The organism is Bacillus sp. AFS040349, assembly GCF_002577655.1.
Lineage (GTDB): Bacteria > Bacillota > Bacilli > Bacillales > Bacillaceae > Metabacillus.
The window spans coordinates 1-15232 of record NZ_NUMC01000071.1 but is presented as its reverse complement, the minus strand read 5'-3'; the positions used below and the strand labels follow the sequence as shown (position 1 = coordinate 15232).

General features: G+C 38.7%; 12 protein-coding genes and 1 other RNA gene. 12 read left to right on the top strand and 1 reads right to left on the bottom strand.

Features of this window, described 5'->3' with window-relative positions; all coding sequences use genetic code 11:
• Positions 1–116: 116 nt before the first annotated feature.
• The 12 genes from COD11_RS15720 to ssrA all read left to right on the top strand — a co-directional run bounded on the left by COD11_RS15720 (position 117) and on the right by ssrA (position 13906).
• On the top strand, positions 117–1136 hold the full coding sequence (locus COD11_RS15720) for a sugar-binding transcriptional regulator (RefSeq protein ID WP_098797855.1): 1020 nt from the start codon (positions 117–119) through the stop codon (positions 1134–1136).
• A 105-nt stretch (positions 1137–1241) separates the two neighbouring features.
• On the top strand, positions 1242–2249 hold the full coding sequence (gene gap / locus COD11_RS15715; RefSeq protein WP_098797854.1) for a type I glyceraldehyde-3-phosphate dehydrogenase: 1008 nt from the start codon (positions 1242–1244) through the stop codon (positions 2247–2249).
• A gap of 242 nt (positions 2250–2491) precedes the next feature.
• Positions 2492–3676 (top strand): phosphoglycerate kinase, encoded by a 1185-nt coding sequence (locus tag COD11_RS15710; RefSeq protein WP_098797853.1) that lies wholly within the window; start codon positions 2492–2494, stop codon positions 3674–3676.
• Between the two features lie 86 nt (positions 3677–3762).
• The gene (gene tpiA, locus COD11_RS15705; protein WP_098797852.1) at positions 3763–4524 is read left to right on the top strand and encodes a triose-phosphate isomerase; all 762 of its coding nucleotides are present in this window, start codon (positions 3763–3765) and stop codon (positions 4522–4524) included.
• On the top strand, positions 4517–6052 hold the full coding sequence (gene gpmI, locus COD11_RS15700) for a 2,3-bisphosphoglycerate-independent phosphoglycerate mutase (protein ID WP_098797851.1): 1536 nt from the start codon (positions 4517–4519) through the stop codon (positions 6050–6052). Before tpiA ends, gpmI begins: the two co-directional genes overlap by 8 nt.
• A 137-nt stretch (positions 6053–6189) precedes the next feature.
• Complete coding sequence (gene eno / locus COD11_RS15695; RefSeq protein ID WP_098797850.1) at positions 6190–7482, top strand: phosphopyruvate hydratase; 1293 nt, start codon at positions 6190–6192, stop codon at positions 7480–7482.
• Between the two features lie 405 nt (positions 7483–7887).
• Positions 7888–8871 carry a nuclease-related domain-containing protein gene (locus tag COD11_RS15690; RefSeq protein ID WP_098797849.1) on the top strand — a complete coding sequence of 328 codons (984 nt, stop codon included), beginning with the start codon at positions 7888–7890 and terminating at the stop codon, positions 8869–8871.
• 409 nt (positions 8872–9280) lie between these two features.
• Complete coding sequence (gene secG, locus COD11_RS15685) at positions 9281–9514, top strand: preprotein translocase subunit SecG (protein WP_098797848.1); 234 nt, start codon at positions 9281–9283, stop codon at positions 9512–9514.
• Positions 9515–9706: 192 nt separating this feature from the next.
• Positions 9707–10447 (top strand): alpha/beta hydrolase, encoded by a 741-nt coding sequence (locus tag COD11_RS15680; protein ID WP_098797847.1) that lies wholly within the window; start codon positions 9707–9709, stop codon positions 10445–10447.
• Positions 10448–10479: 32 nt separating this feature from the next.
• On the top strand, positions 10480–12825 hold the full coding sequence (gene rnr / locus COD11_RS15675) for a ribonuclease R (protein ID WP_098797846.1): 2346 nt from the start codon (positions 10480–10482) through the stop codon (positions 12823–12825).
• A gap of 116 nt (positions 12826–12941) precedes the next feature.
• Complete coding sequence (gene smpB, locus COD11_RS15670; RefSeq protein ID WP_098797845.1) at positions 12942–13409, top strand: SsrA-binding protein SmpB; 468 nt, start codon at positions 12942–12944, stop codon at positions 13407–13409.
• A 157-nt stretch (positions 13410–13566) separates the two neighbouring features.
• Positions 13567–13906, top strand: a transfer-messenger RNA (tmRNA) gene (gene ssrA / locus COD11_RS15665).
• A 425-nt stretch (positions 13907–14331) separates the two neighbouring features.
• Here the strand turns inward: ssrA and COD11_RS15660 are convergent.
• On the bottom strand, positions 14332–14637 hold the full coding sequence (locus tag COD11_RS15660) for an LAGLIDADG family homing endonuclease (RefSeq protein ID WP_231308264.1): 306 nt from the start codon (positions 14635–14637) through the stop codon (positions 14332–14334).
• Between the last annotated feature and the right edge of the window lie 595 nt (positions 14638–15232).

Genomic DNA, 15232 nt, shown 5'->3' with positions numbered 1-15232 from the left:
AAATTTACCCTGTTAAAATAAAAGTTGTAGCAGGGAGATTTTTTTTTGAGTGGGTGGGACATAATAAGTCATAGCGGGACGAAATAGGTCCATATCGACTCAGAAAGGGATAGCAAATGAAATCACTTATAGAAGTACAAAGAAAATTATTGCCTGACCTGTTAACGGTTATGCAAAAACGCTATCAAATTCTTCAATACATACGATTAATGCAGCCGATTGGACGCAGAAGTCTCTCTACTAGTCTTGGCCTGAGTGAACGAATTCTAAGGAATGAAGTTCAGTTTTTAAAAGATCAGAATTTGATTGAGATCCACACATCAGGTATGACGTTAACAAACGATGGCACTTCTTTACTTATTAATCTCGAAGAAATGATGAAAGATGTTTTAGGATTATCTTCTTTGGAAAATACATTAAAGGAGAAGTTCCAATTAAACAGAGTCATTGTAGTTTCGGGTGATAGTGATCAATCTCCATGGGTGAAAAAAGAAATGGGAAGAGCATGTGTGACATGTATAAAAGAGCGGTTAAATGGTAAAAATATCGTCGCCGTTACTGGTGGGACAACGCTCGCATCGGTAGCAGAAATGATGACACCTGATAGTAAAAACCGTGAAATGTTATTCGTCCCTGCACGTGGAGGACTTGGGGAAACAGTGGAAAATCAAGCAAACACAATTTGTGCAAAAATGGCAGAGCGTGCAAGCGGAAATTACCGGCTGTTACATGTACCAGATCAGCTAAGTAAAGAAGCGTATCAATCAATCATTGAGGAGCCCTCTATAAAAGAGCTTTTAGCGATTTTGAAATCCTCAAGTATGGTCATCCATGGAATAGGAGACGCTAAAACAATGGCAGAGCGCCGGAAAACTCCGGAGAAGGATTTCCTTAAAATTGAGCAAGGAAATGCCGTTGCAGAGGCTTTTGGCTACTATTTTGACCAAGAGGGTGAAATTGTCCATAAAGTTCAAACTGTGGGAATTCAGCTTGATGATATTGATGAAGTACCTAATGTTATCGCGGTAGCAGGTGGTGCATCAAAAGCAAAGGCAATAAAGGCCTATATGAAACAAGGGTTAGACTCTGTCCTTATCACTGATGAAGGGGCAGCAAATGAGTTAATAAGGGACTAAATATCCCTGATTATATATGTTTTGTCCCTTTAAGTGGGTGAAACAAACTTAATGTAAGTGTTCAAGGTACATAACCATGAACGAAATTAAAGGAGGAAATTTATCATGGCAGTAAAAATCGGTATTAATGGTTTTGGTCGTATTGGTCGTAATGTATTCCGTGCAGCTTTAAAAAATCCTAACGTTGACGTAGTAGCAGTTAACGACTTAACAGATGCTAACATGTTAGCTCATCTTTTAAAATATGATACTGTTCACGGAAAATTAGATGCAGAAGTTTCTGTTGACGGTAACAACTTAGTAGTTGAAGGAAAAACAATCCAAGTATCTGCTGAGCGTGACCCAGCGAAATTATCTTGGGGTGAGCAAGGTGTTGAAATCGTTGTTGAATCTACTGGTTTCTTCACTAAGCGTGCTGACGCTGCTAAACACTTAGAAGCAGGCGCTAAAAAAGTAATCATCTCTGCTCCAGCAAGCGATGAAGATATTACAATCGTTATGGGTGTTAACGAAGACAAATACGATGCAGCTAGCCACGATGTAATTTCTAACGCTTCTTGTACAACTAACTGCTTAGCACCATTTGCTAAAGTATTAAATGATAAATTCGGTATCAAACGTGGAATGATGACAACTGTTCACTCATACACAAATGACCAACAAATCTTAGATTTACCACACAAAGACTACCGTCGTGCTCGTGCGGCAGCTGAAAACATCATCCCAACTTCAACTGGTGCTGCAAAAGCTGTTTCTCTAGTATTACCTGAATTAAAAGGTAAATTAAACGGTGGAGCTATGCGTGTTCCAACTCCAAACGTTTCTTTAGTTGACTTAGTTGCTGAGTTAGACAAAGAAGTAACTGTTGATGAAGTAAACGCAGCACTTAAAGAAGCTGCTGAAGGTGATCTTAAAGGAATCCTTGCTTACAGCGAAGAGCCATTAGTATCTGGTGACTACAATGGTAACCCTCACTCTTCAACAATCGACGCATTATCTACAATGGTAATGGAAGGCCAAATGGTAAAAGTTATCTCTTGGTATGACAACGAAAGTGGTTACTCTAACCGCGTAGTTGACCTTGCTGACTACCTTGCTTCTAAAGGTCTTTAATTCTTAAGAGTTAACGAAACTTTATAGCTATACTCAAATGGGGAAAGGGGAGTATCCCCTTTCCTCTTTTATTTTAGAAAAATAGGCTTTATACTAGTTTTGGTGTCTAGCTTCAGCGCCTAGACCCTCGAGTCACAAGCCAATCCTCACATAAAGGTAAAGAACACCTTTCTGTGAGGCTCGTCTTGTGCTTGTCGGGCCTGAACGAGGCGCTTCCGCATTTCAAATTAGGAGGGCTTTCCATGAACAAAAAGTCAGTTAAAGACATTGATGTAAAAGGAAAAGTCGTCTTTTGTCGCGTTGATTTCAACGTACCGATGAAGGATGGACAAGTAACAGACGAAACACGTATTCGTGCGGCTTTACCAACAATCCAATACTTAAGTGAGCAAGGTGCTAAAGTTGTTTTAGCGAGCCATTTAGGTCGTCCAAAAGGTGAAGTAGTAGAAGAGCTTCGTTTAAACGCAGTAGCTGAAAAACTACAAGAGCTTTCTGGTAAAAATGTTGTGAAAACAGATGAAGCATACGGAGAAACTGTTAAAGCTGAAATCGCAAAATTAGAAGAAGGCGGACTTCTATTAGTAGAAAACGTTCGTTTCTATCCTGGTGAAGAGAAAAACGATCCAGAATTAGCGAAAGCTTTTGCTGAATTAGCTGACATTTATGTGAACGATGCATTCGGAGCAGCACACCGTGCGCATGCTTCAACTGAAGGTATCGCTAAACATATTCCAGCTGTTGCAGGTTTCTTAATGGAAAAAGAGCTTGAAGTTCTTGGTAAAGCTTTATCAAACCCAGAGCGCCCATTTACTGCAATCATCGGTGGAGCAAAAGTTAAAGACAAAATCGGTGTAATAGATAACCTGCTTAATAAAGTAGACAACTTAATTATCGGTGGTGGACTAGCTTACACATTCATTAAAGCTTTAGGCCATGATGTGGGTAAATCATTGCTTGAAGAAGACAAAATTGATTTAGCGAAATCATATCTTGATCAAGCAAAAGAAAAAGGCGTAAACTTCTACATGCCTGTAGACGTAGTTGTTGCTGATGATTTCTCAAACGATGCAAACACTCAAATCGTATCAATCGACAGCATTCCAAGTGATTGGGAAGGTCTTGATGCAGGTCCAAAAACTCGTGAAATTTACGCTGACGTTATTAAAAACTCTAAGCTTGTTATCTGGAACGGACCAATGGGTGTATTCGAATTAGAAGCATTCGCTGGTGGTACAAAAGCAGTTGCAGAAGCATTAGCTGAAGCAAATGATACATATTCCGTAATTGGAGGAGGAGATTCAGCTGCCGCTGTAGAAAAGTTCAATTTGGCTGATAAAATGAGCCACATTTCTACTGGTGGTGGAGCTTCTCTAGAATTCATGGAAGGTAAAGAGCTTCCAGGTGTTGTAGCATTAAACGATAAATAAAAATCGAATGCGTTTTTCGCAAATGTAGATTTGTCGCGACATCTATTCTGCTGAAAAATTGCACTCGGAAGAGGACGGTGTAAAGAATGAGAAAACCAATTATCGCAGGTAACTGGAAAATGAACAAAGTTTCTTCAGAAGCAAAAAGCTTTGTAGAGGAAGTAAAAAGTCTAGTGCCTTCTGCTGAAAACGTTGACTCAGTAGTTTGTGCTCCAGCTCTATTTTTAGAAAGCCTTGTAGCTTCAACAGAAGGCAGTGACCTAAAAGTAGGTGCACAAAATATGCACTTTGAAGAAAATGGAGCTTTCACTGGCGAAATTAGCCCAGTAGCACTAAAAGATCTTGGTGTAAGCTATGTGATCTTAGGTCACTCTGAGCGTAGAGAAATGTTTGCTGAAACAGATGAAACAGTAAACAAAAAGACTCTAGCTGCATTCCAGCATGGTTTAACGCCAATCGTTTGTTGTGGTGAAACATTAGAAGAGCGTGAAGCAGGAAAAACAAATGATCTAGTAGGAGACCAAGTAAAGAAAGCTTTACAAGGTTTATCAGAAGATCAAGTAAAACAAACTGTTGTTGCGTATGAGCCAATCTGGGCAATCGGAACAGGAAAATCTTCTTCTGCTGAGGATGCTAACGAAGTATGTGCTCACATTCGTCAAGTGATTGCAGAGCAATTCTCTTCTGACGTTGCACAAGCAGTTCGTATTCAATACGGCGGTAGCGTAAAGCCTGCTAACATCAAAGAATATATGGCACAATCTGATATTGATGGTGCATTAGTAGGTGGAGCTAGCTTAGAAGCTCAATCTTTCCTTCAACTTTTGGAGGGTAGCAAAAATGAGTAAAGCACCAGTTGCACTAATTATTCTTGACGGCTTTGCTTGCCGCCAAGAAACGAAAGGTAATGCTGTTGCACAAGCGAAAAAGCCTAACTTTGATCGCTTTTGGAATCAATATCCTCATGCTCAATTAATCGCTTCAGGTGAGGCAGTAGGTCTTCCAGAAGGTCAAATGGGGAACTCTGAAGTAGGTCACTTAAATATTGGTGCAGGTCGTATTGTGTACCAAAGCTTAACACGTGTAAACGTAGCAATTCGCGAAGGTGAGTTTGCAAAAAACGACACGTTTGTTGAAGCTATTAATCATGTGAAAAACACAGGTAAAAATCTTCACTTATTCGGTTTGCTATCTGACGGTGGCGTTCATAGCCATATTCAACATTTATATGCCCTTTTAAAGCTTGCAGCAGATGAAGGCGTAAATAATGTTTACATTCATGGCTTCTTAGATGGTCGTGACGTTGGTCCAAAAACGGCAAAAGTTTACTTGGATGAACTTCAAGAAAAAATCAAAGAATACGGTGTCGGGGAAATTGCGACATTATCTGGACGTTACTACTCTATGGACCGCGATAAGCGTTGGGATCGTGTTGAAAAGTCTTACCGTGCCATGGTATACGGTGAAGGCCCAACTTACAGCACACCAGATGAGCTTGTTGCCGATTCTTATAACAATGGAATTTTTGACGAATTCGTCATTCCATCTGTTATGACAAAAGAAGACGGTTCACCAGTTGCAACGATTGAAGACAATGATGCGGTGATTTTCTATAATTTCCGCCCTGACCGTGCGATTCAAATTTCCAACACGTTCACAAATGAAGATTTCCGTTCATTTGATCGTGGTGAAAATCATCCGAAAAACCTACACTTTGTGTGTTTAACACACTTTAGTGAAACAGTCGACGGATATGTGGCATTCAAGCCAACTAATCTTGATAATACGCTCGGTGAAGTATTATCTCAAAATAATCTAACTCAACTTCGAATTGCTGAAACGGAAAAATATCCTCACGTAACATTCTTTATGAGTGGCGGACGTGAAGAGAAGTTTCCAGGCGAAGAAAGAATCTTAATTGATTCTCCGAAGGTTGCAACATATGATCTCAAGCCTGAAATGAGCGCCTACGAAGTAACGGACGCGTTACTTGGCGAAATTGCAGCTGACAAATTTGATGCAATACTTTTAAACTTCGCAAACCCTGATATGGTTGGGCACTCCGGAATGCTTGAACCTACAATCAAGGCAATCGAAACAGTTGATGAGTGCCTAGGAAAAATTGTGGACGCTATTGTTGCAAAAGGCGGTAAAGCGATCATCACAGCTGACCATGGTAACTCAGATGAAGTCGTAACATTAGACGGTGAGCCAATGACAGCTCACACAACAAACCCTGTACCTGTCATTGTGACACAAGAGGGAGTTACACTTCGTGAAGATGGTATTTTAGGTGACCTAGCACCAACAATGCTAGATCTACTTAATGTAGAAAAGCCTGCTGAAATGACTGGAACAACACTAATTAAAAAGTAATTTTAAATAAAGCAATCGGTTGTTTCTCCGAATGCCTCAAATCCGGCCTCTGACCTCCGATATCAAACAATGGATTGATGAAAAGGCAGAACTAAATCAAACTAAAAAATTCTTTATAAAAAAGGAGATTAAACAATATGCCATACATTGTAGACGTATATGCTCGTGAAGTATTAGACTCTCGTGGTAACCCAACAATAGAAGTAGAAGTACACACAGAATCAGGCGGTATGGGACGCACATTAGTACCAAGTGGTGCTTCAACTGGTGAATATGAAGCAGTTGAGCTTCGTGACGGTGACAAAGAACGTTACCTTGGAAAAGGTGTTCTTCAAGCTGTGAAAAACGTAAACGAATTAATCGCTCCAGAATTACTTGGTTTTGACGTAACTGAGCAAATCGCTATCGACCAAGCATTAATCGAGCTTGATGGTACAGAAAACAAAGGTAAATTAGGTGCTAACGCAATCCTTGGTGTATCTATGGCTGCTGCTCGTGCTGCTGCAGATTACCTACAAGTTCCTTTATACCAATACCTTGGCGGATTCAGCGCGAAAACTCTTCCAGTACCAATGATGAACATCGTTAACGGTGGAGAGCATGCTGATAACAACGTTGACATTCAAGAATTCATGGTTATGCCTGTAGGTGCTGAAAACTTCCGTGAAGCATTACGTATGGGTGCTGAAATTTTCCACAGCTTAAAGTCAGTTCTTTCTGCTAAAGGTCTTAACACAGCTGTAGGTGATGAAGGTGGATTCGCTCCTAACTTAGGATCAAACGAAGAAGCTCTTCAAACAATTATCGAAGCAATTGAAAAAGCTGGTTACAAACCAGGTGAGCAAGTAATGCTTGCTATGGATGCTGCTTCTTCTGAGTTCTACAACAAAGAAGACGGTAAATACCATCTTTCAGGAGAAGGTGTTGTAAAAACTTCTGCTGGAATGGTTGACTGGTACGAAGAAATGGCTTCTAAATACCCAATCATCTCAATCGAAGACGGTTTAGATGAAAACGACTGGGAAGGTCACAAACTATTAACTGAACGCCTTGGCGGTAAAGTTCAACTTGTTGGTGATGACTTATTCGTTACAAACACGAAAAAACTTGCTGAAGGTATTGAAAAAGGAATCGGTAACTCAATCCTTATCAAAGTTAACCAAATCGGTACACTTACTGAAACATTCGAAGCAATCGAAATGGCTAAACGCGCTGGTTACACAGCAGTAATCTCTCACCGTTCTGGTGAAACTGAAGATACAACAATTGCTGACATCGCAGTTGCAACAAACGCTGGTCAAATTAAAACTGGTGCTCCATCACGTACTGACCGTGTTGCGAAGTACAACCAATTACTACGTATCGAAGATCAATTACAAGACGCTTCAAGATACGATGGAATTAAAACTTTCTATAACTTAAAGAAATAATTTAAGTTGAGTTGGAGAACTGCCGCGTGGTGCGGCAGTTTTTTTGTGGTGTATGAAAGATAGGGAGTGCGGGAAACTTTGGGTACCATAATCTGTACTGCATGCGCGAAACCTGTTTTGCTCGTGAGGCTTCGTACTGGAATGTGGAAGCTGGCAAAGGAAGGAGCTCGGTTTTTGTCTGAAATTGTCTAATCACGGATAAAAGCCCAGAACCGAGGATAAGACTCTTGAAATCGCGGATAAAAGCCCAGAACCGAGGATAAGCCTCTTGGAATCACGGATAAAAGCCCAGAATCGCGGAAAGCCCCTTGAAATAGCGGATAAACAGATTTTTTACCCGGAACTAGAAGGATTTTCTCAAAAAATATTGAATACATACATCAAAACTACATATGGAGTGAAAAAATGATCATAAAACACCGTGAAAAGCCCCGTATTATCGTTCAATTAGAAGCGTTACTTCCACGGATACCCGAATACCATCCAACTTTGCCGATCATTACTGAAGAGTACAACAAGAGAATGGCTGGTTATAAAGGGGAGCAGTCCATTGACTATCCGCTCAGCTACCTTGATGAAAAAAACTACTTTGTTTTTCACCATTTAAGATTAAAAACAGACAAACATTTCTTTCAAATGGACACGTTAATTTTCACTAACAAAATGGCGATTATCCTCGAGATAAAGAATTTCTCCGGAACTATTTATTTTGATCCTAAATTTAAACAACTTATTCAAACAAAAGACGGGAAAGAGATTGCCTATGCTTATCCATTGACTCAGCTTGAACGTCAAAAGTCTAACTTAAAAGAATGGTTGTGTATCAACAAATTAGAAAAATTAGAAATACAATCATTAGTCGTTATTAGTAATCCCTACACAATTATAACCACGTCCCCAGATGAACGTCATATTCACCACAAAGTGATCCACAAAGAAGAGTTACCTACTAAAATACTTCAATTAGAAAAATCCAAAACCACAAACCAATTAGAAGAAAAAGCTTTAAAAAAGATATTTAAATTATTACTAAAAAAACATACAGAAGGAGACTCCTCCATTCTAGAAAAATTTAATTTAATAGAAAGTAACCTTCTTAAAGGTGTCTTTTGTCCTAAATGTGCTGCACTTCCAATGGAACGTGTTAAAGGGAATTGGTTTTGTCCCAGTTGCAGGGCAAAAGATAAACATGCTCATATTAAGGCGGTTGAAGATTATCAACTTTTAATTAAGACAACAATTTCTAATAGGGAACTAAGAGAGTTTTTGAAGTTACATTCTTCTGACACTGCTACTAGACTGTTTCAGACTATGAATTTGAGGAGTACAGGGCAAAATAAAAATAGAATCTATTTCTTGGACAATCTGGAAAATGGGAAGCGTCAGTAACGATGGACGAAATTAGTTGAATCGCGGATAAAAGCTCCATCACCGCGGATAAATTCCGATAATCGCGGATAAAGGCTCCATCACCGCGGATAAATTCCAATAATCGCGGATAAAAGCTCCATCATCGCGGATAACCACCCATATTCGTGGTTAACCCACGAAATTACTAGTTAGCCTTAACAAAAAAATCTGTAAAAAGTCCTCCTTCTGCGTGCTTTACACTTTGCTCATATACAGAAACGTAAGTACATTTACCGTACATCCCCATTTGCATCAATGATTAACGGGGAAGTAACATTTCGTTTTGCTAAGAAAAAAACATATACAGATGAATGTTTTATTGTGAATCAAAAAGAAGTATGGTACATTTAAACTATCTATTTGTGCGCATTTCAGGAGGTGTCAACTCATGCATACAGCATTAATTATTCTACTTGTTATCGTTTCAGTTGCTTTAATTACAGTTGTGTTATTACAATCTGGTAAAAGCGCAGGGTTATCAGGGGCAATCTCTGGTGGAGCGGAGCAGCTTTTTGGAAAACAAAAAGCTCGTGGTCTAGACTTAGTTTTACACCGTGCCACAGTCGTACTTTCTGTTTTATTCTTTGTTTTAACTGTTTTAGTAGCATATGTAGTTCAATAAATAATAAGTAAAGGGTCTGTAGAAACAGGCTCTTTTTTGTTTGGGGCTAGATGCTACTAAGCAAACAATTGTTCAAGAGCTAAAGTGTTTGATTAAATAGAAGTGTAAAGAATACATAGCTTAATGTTAGTTTAGTAATACTGATGGCATTTATGGGATAAACTAAATAAAAGATAGTAAGGAGTAGTAAGAATGAAAAGAGTTTTACCAAAGCCGTTTACATTTGAAGGCGGCGATAGAGCTGTTTTATTATTACATGGATTTACAGGGAACACAGCGGATGTTCGAATGCTGGCACGCTTTCTTAGTGAAAAAGGCTATACATGTCATGCACCACAGTATAAAGGCCATGGTGTACCGCCAGAGGAGCTCGTTCATACAGGGCCTGAAGATTGGTGGAAGGACGTACAAGAAGGGTATGAACATTTGAAAAATATGGGTTTTGAGGACATAGCTGTTGGGGGATTATCACTTGGTGGAGTTTTCTCATTAAAATTGGGTTACACTTTACCTGTAAAGGGAATTGTCCCAATGTGTGCACCAATGTACATTAAAAGTGAGGAAGTTATGTATCAAGGAGTTCTCGAGTACGCGAGAAATTATAAAAAGTTTGAAGGGAAGTCTCCTGAGGAAATAGAAGAAGAGATGAAGGAGTTTGAGAAGACTCCAATGAATACATTAAAAGCCTTACAAGAGTTAATTGCAGATGTCCGAAATAATGTAGACATGATCTATTCGCCAACGTTTGTGGCACAAGGTAGACATGATCATATGATTAACACTGACAGTGCAAACATCATCTACAATGAAGTAGAAAATGATCATAAGCAAATAAAGTGGTACGAAGAGTCTGGACATGTGTTAACACTTGATAAAGAACGTGATCAACTCCATGAGGATGTGTATCAATTTTTAGAAAGCCTTGATTGGTAAGGTTTTTTTAGAACGAGAAAAGGAGGATGAAAATGGATCAAGAAATTCAAGTACATATTGATAAGCTGCTTTCGTTTATGAAAGAGGAAGCTTATAAGCCCCTAACTGTTCAAGAGCTTGAGCAAGCATTTGGAATAGAGGATTCAACGGAGTTTAAAGACTTTGTGAAAGCATTAGTTGTTATGGAGGATCAGGGCCTCGTTGTAAGAACAAGAAGCAACCGTTACGGGTTGCCAGAAAAAATGAATTTAATTAAAGGGAAGCTAATTGGTCACTCAAAAGGATTTGCTTTTGTTGACCCTGAGGACACTGCTTTAGATGATATCTTTATACCACCTACTGAATTGAAAACGGCTATGCACGGTGATGTTGTTATGGTCAGAGTCAGTGCAAGCACAGGTGGGACAAGACAAGAAGGAACGATTGTCCGTATTTTAGAGCGTGGAATAACAGAGGTTGTTGGTACTTATACGGAAAGCAAAAATTTCGGTTTTGTTGTTCCGGATGATAAAAAAATCGCTAATGATATTTTTATTCCAAAAAATGCATCAAAGGGTGCTGTTGAGGGACATAAGGTTGTTGTGAAATTAACAACTTATCCTGAAGGACGCATGAGTGCAGAAGGGGAAGTTATTGACATTCTCGGTCATAAAAATGATCCTGGTGTTGATATTTTATCTGTTATTCATAAGCACGGATTACCTGGCCCATTCCCAGTCGAAGCACTTGAGCAAGCAAACGATGTTCCGGAGACGATAAAAGAAGAAGATCTTAAAGACAGACGTGATTTAAGGAACGAAACAATTGTTACAATTGATGGAGCCGATGCAAAAGATTTAGATGACGCAGTTACAGTAACAAAGTTAGATAATGGCCACTATAAGCTGGGTGTTCATATCGCTGATGTTAGTCATTATGTAACAGAGCAATCACCAATTGATCGCGAAGCATTAGACCGCGCAACAAGTGTGTATCTTGTTGACCGTGTGATTCCAATGATTCCACATCGTTTATCAAATGGAATTTGTTCTTTAAATCCTAAAGTGGATCGTTTAACACTTTCTTGTGAGATGGAAATCGATGAAAAAGGAACAGTTGTTAAACATGAAATTTTCCAGAGTGTGATAAAAACAACAGAGCGTATGACGTACTCTGATGTAAATAAAATTTTAGAAGACCGCGATGAAGAGCTTCTAAAAAAATATGAAAGTCTTATTCCAATGTTTGAACAAATGGGTGAGCTTGCAGCAGTACTGCGCCAAAAGCGTATGGAGCGTGGTGCCATTGACTTTGATTTTAAAGAAGCAAAGGTGCTTGTCGACAAAGAAGGAAAGCCAACGGAAGTTGTGATTCGCGAACGCTCAGTAGCAGAGCGTCTTATTGAAGAGTTTATGCTGCTTGCCAATGAAACAGTAGCAGAGCACTTCCATTGGATGAATGTACCGTTTATATATCGAATTCATGAAGATCCAAATGCTGAAAAACTACAAAAATTTCTTCAGTTCATTACGAATTTTGGGTACTCAGTAAAGGGTGCAGGAAATGAAATTCATCCAAGAGCATTGCAAGATATTTTAGAAGAAGTACAGGGTAAACCAGAAGAAACAGTTATCTCAACAGTTATGCTCCGTTCAATGAAACAGGCGAAATACGATCCAGAAAGCTTAGGTCACTTTGGACTAGCTACGGAGTTTTACACACATTTTACATCACCAATTCGTCGTTATCCTGATTTAATTGTGCATCGTTTAATCCGCACATATCTAATAGAAGGAAAAGTTGATGAAGAAACTCGTGCACATTGGGCGGAAAGCTTACCTGTGATCGCTGAACAATCCTCCAACATGGAACGAAGAGCGGTAGAGGCAGAGCGTGAAACAGATGAACTGAAAAAAGCGGAGTACATGCTTGATAAAATTGGCGAAGAATATGACGGTATGATCAGTTCTGTTACAAACTTCGGTATGTTCGTGGAACTTCCAAATACAATAGAAGGTCTTATTCACGTCAGCTATATGACAGATGATTATTACCGGTATGATGAGCAACATTATGCGATGATTGGTGAACGTACTGGTAATGTCTACAGAATTGGTGACGAAATTACTGTACGTGTAGTAAATGTAAACAAAGACGAGCGCGCTATTGATTTCGAAATTGTTGGTATGAAAGGGACAAGAAGACGTCCTGAAAAAGACAAACCAAAAGTCATCATTGCTGGTAAAGGAAGAAAAGATTCCAATGGTCGTGGCGGCGGTAATAACAGCAAAACACGTGGAAATGACAAAGATGGCGAATGGTCAACACGTCCTCCTCGTAAAAAGAAGAAAAAGCACTTTGAAAATGCACCAAAAGCAAAACGTAAGAAAAAACGCTAATGATCTGAAGGGACTGACAATCCTTAGTGTCAGTCTCTCTTTAGCTCTATTTATTGAGTTACAGTCCAATTTTTGCTAAAATAGAACGTATCGCTAGATCGAGGGGAGTGAACACAATGCCAAAAGGTATGGGAAAAGTAGTCGCCCAAAACAAAAAAGCAAATCATGACTATTCAATAGAAGAAACATTTGAAGCTGGCATTGTCCTTCAAGGTACGGAAATTAAATCAATTCGTAATGGACGTGTAAACTTAAAGGATTCCTATGCACGTATCGATCGTGGAGAAGTATTTCTATTGAACATGCACGTTAGCCCGTATGAACAAGGAAATCGCTATAATCACGATCCACTAAGACAAAGGAAGCTATTACTTCATAAGCGTGAGATTGTGAAACTAATTGGTGCAACCAAAGAAGAAGGTTATGCCCTTGTTCCTTTAAAGATGTATCTGAAAAATGGTTATGCAAAGGTGCTAATCGGTCTTGGTAAAGGGAAAAAGAAATACGATAAACGTGAAGATCTGAAGAAGAAGGAAGCAAAGCGTGATATCGAACGTGCCTTTAGAGAACGTCAAAAAATGTAGTGGGAAAACCTTACAATTGCATTTTTGAGCCAGTCTGATATAATAAGTTTTGTAAGACAGTCAACTTACTTTTTAAAAACTTAATAAGCAATTAAGCTTACCTATCTTTAAACTTCCCGTATTCCCTAGCTGGTATATACGGCTTACATGGGGACGTTACGGATTCGACAGGGGTAGTTCGAGCTTAGGTTGCGGGCCGAAGGGATCGTCTTCGTAAAAACGTCACGCCAATAATAACTGGCAAATCTAACAATAACTTAGCTTTAGCAGCTTAATAACTGCTTAGCTGTTCCTCCCTCCATCGTCCATGTGGTAGGGTAAGGGACTCACTCTTAGTGGACTACGCCTAATTCCTCCGTCTGGGGATGATGGAAGAGACCAATCAGACTAGCTGCTCTGACGCCTGTCGATAGGCATATGAGTTAGCGAAACCGCGAATATATCGACTACGCTCGTAGACGCTTAAGTGCCGATATGTCTGGACGTGGGTTCGATTAAGTATTAGTCGCCTTATGTGGTAACACATAAGTGAAAATTCGGCTTTATCGGTGAAACCTAAGTCACTCATTGTGATAGGGCAATGCCGAGCGGTATGTGGAGTAATCCAACAGCCGTGTATCGACTTATAGGCTATCAAGTATTTGGTAGTACTAGGATACGAAAATCTGCCTGAAACTCAGGTAAATCTACTTTTCGTATAAGACGCCGAAGGACCTTAAAGAGGTTCAAGATATAGTCAGTGCCATGACGAAAGCATGGAATAGCATGTCCCACCGTCTCCACCAAATACAAATTTGGTGGTTTTTATTTTGTCTTTTAATCAGTTTTCAAAAAATGCTTTTTCAAAAGCTAACTTTTGTTCTAAACGCTCCTTACTGTATTTACCGTTTCTAATTGTGACATTATCGTAGTGATCTATAATCTATAGTGCACGTTTTCTTTTTAAAGGGACTCTTAAATACGGTAAAACAAGGGTAAGTATACTAATAACCTTTTCTTTTTTCTTTATGTTTAAAGTAAAAGAATCCTTATGTTTTTCAGGATTATAATTTTTTTTATTGCTAATAATTTCTCCAGTCAAAGATTTAGTGTAAATTAATAGTTCTTTGTCTGTGGATGCAATTGTAATACAAGGTCTCCGATGTTCATTTTTATGAATTCTAGTTAGTGTGATTGATCCCTCACCATCGATAATACCAGCTAAATATGCTGCTTCCCATGCCTTCATATGTATCACCGCCATTATTCAAGTTAAGAACATGTGTTCCTGTTAACTTGATTTTATTATATTCTTCATCTCCTTTCAATGCTTACATCGAATAAATGTTGATGTTCTAGAAACGCAAGAAAAGTTTAATCAGTTATCAAAATCAAGAAATGAAACTTTCTCGACACTAGGAGGAACAGTCTTAATCAAGCAAAGAATATAGAATTGCTTCATTAGTATTTGATGTATTTAATTATCTTTTATAATGAAGAGTATCTATCATAATAAAATAAATGTTTTCATGGAAGTTGACATAGGTGATGATGGATGATAAGATATTACTTGTCGTTAATTAAGGCGATATGAAGACAAAAAAGATTTAAAAACACCATTGACTTCTGCGAAGTGAAATGGTAAGATAATATTTGTTGCTACAAGATATGATATTAATTTTTCTTTCTAAGAAAAATGGTTCATAGAAGTTGACAACAAAGAAAATGTTTGATACAATAATTTTTGTCGCTGATAAAGTAATCAGCTAAAGTAGTTCTTTGAAAACTAAACAAAACAGAAACGTCAACGTTTTAAAAGATTTAATTATGAGCTATATCAACTC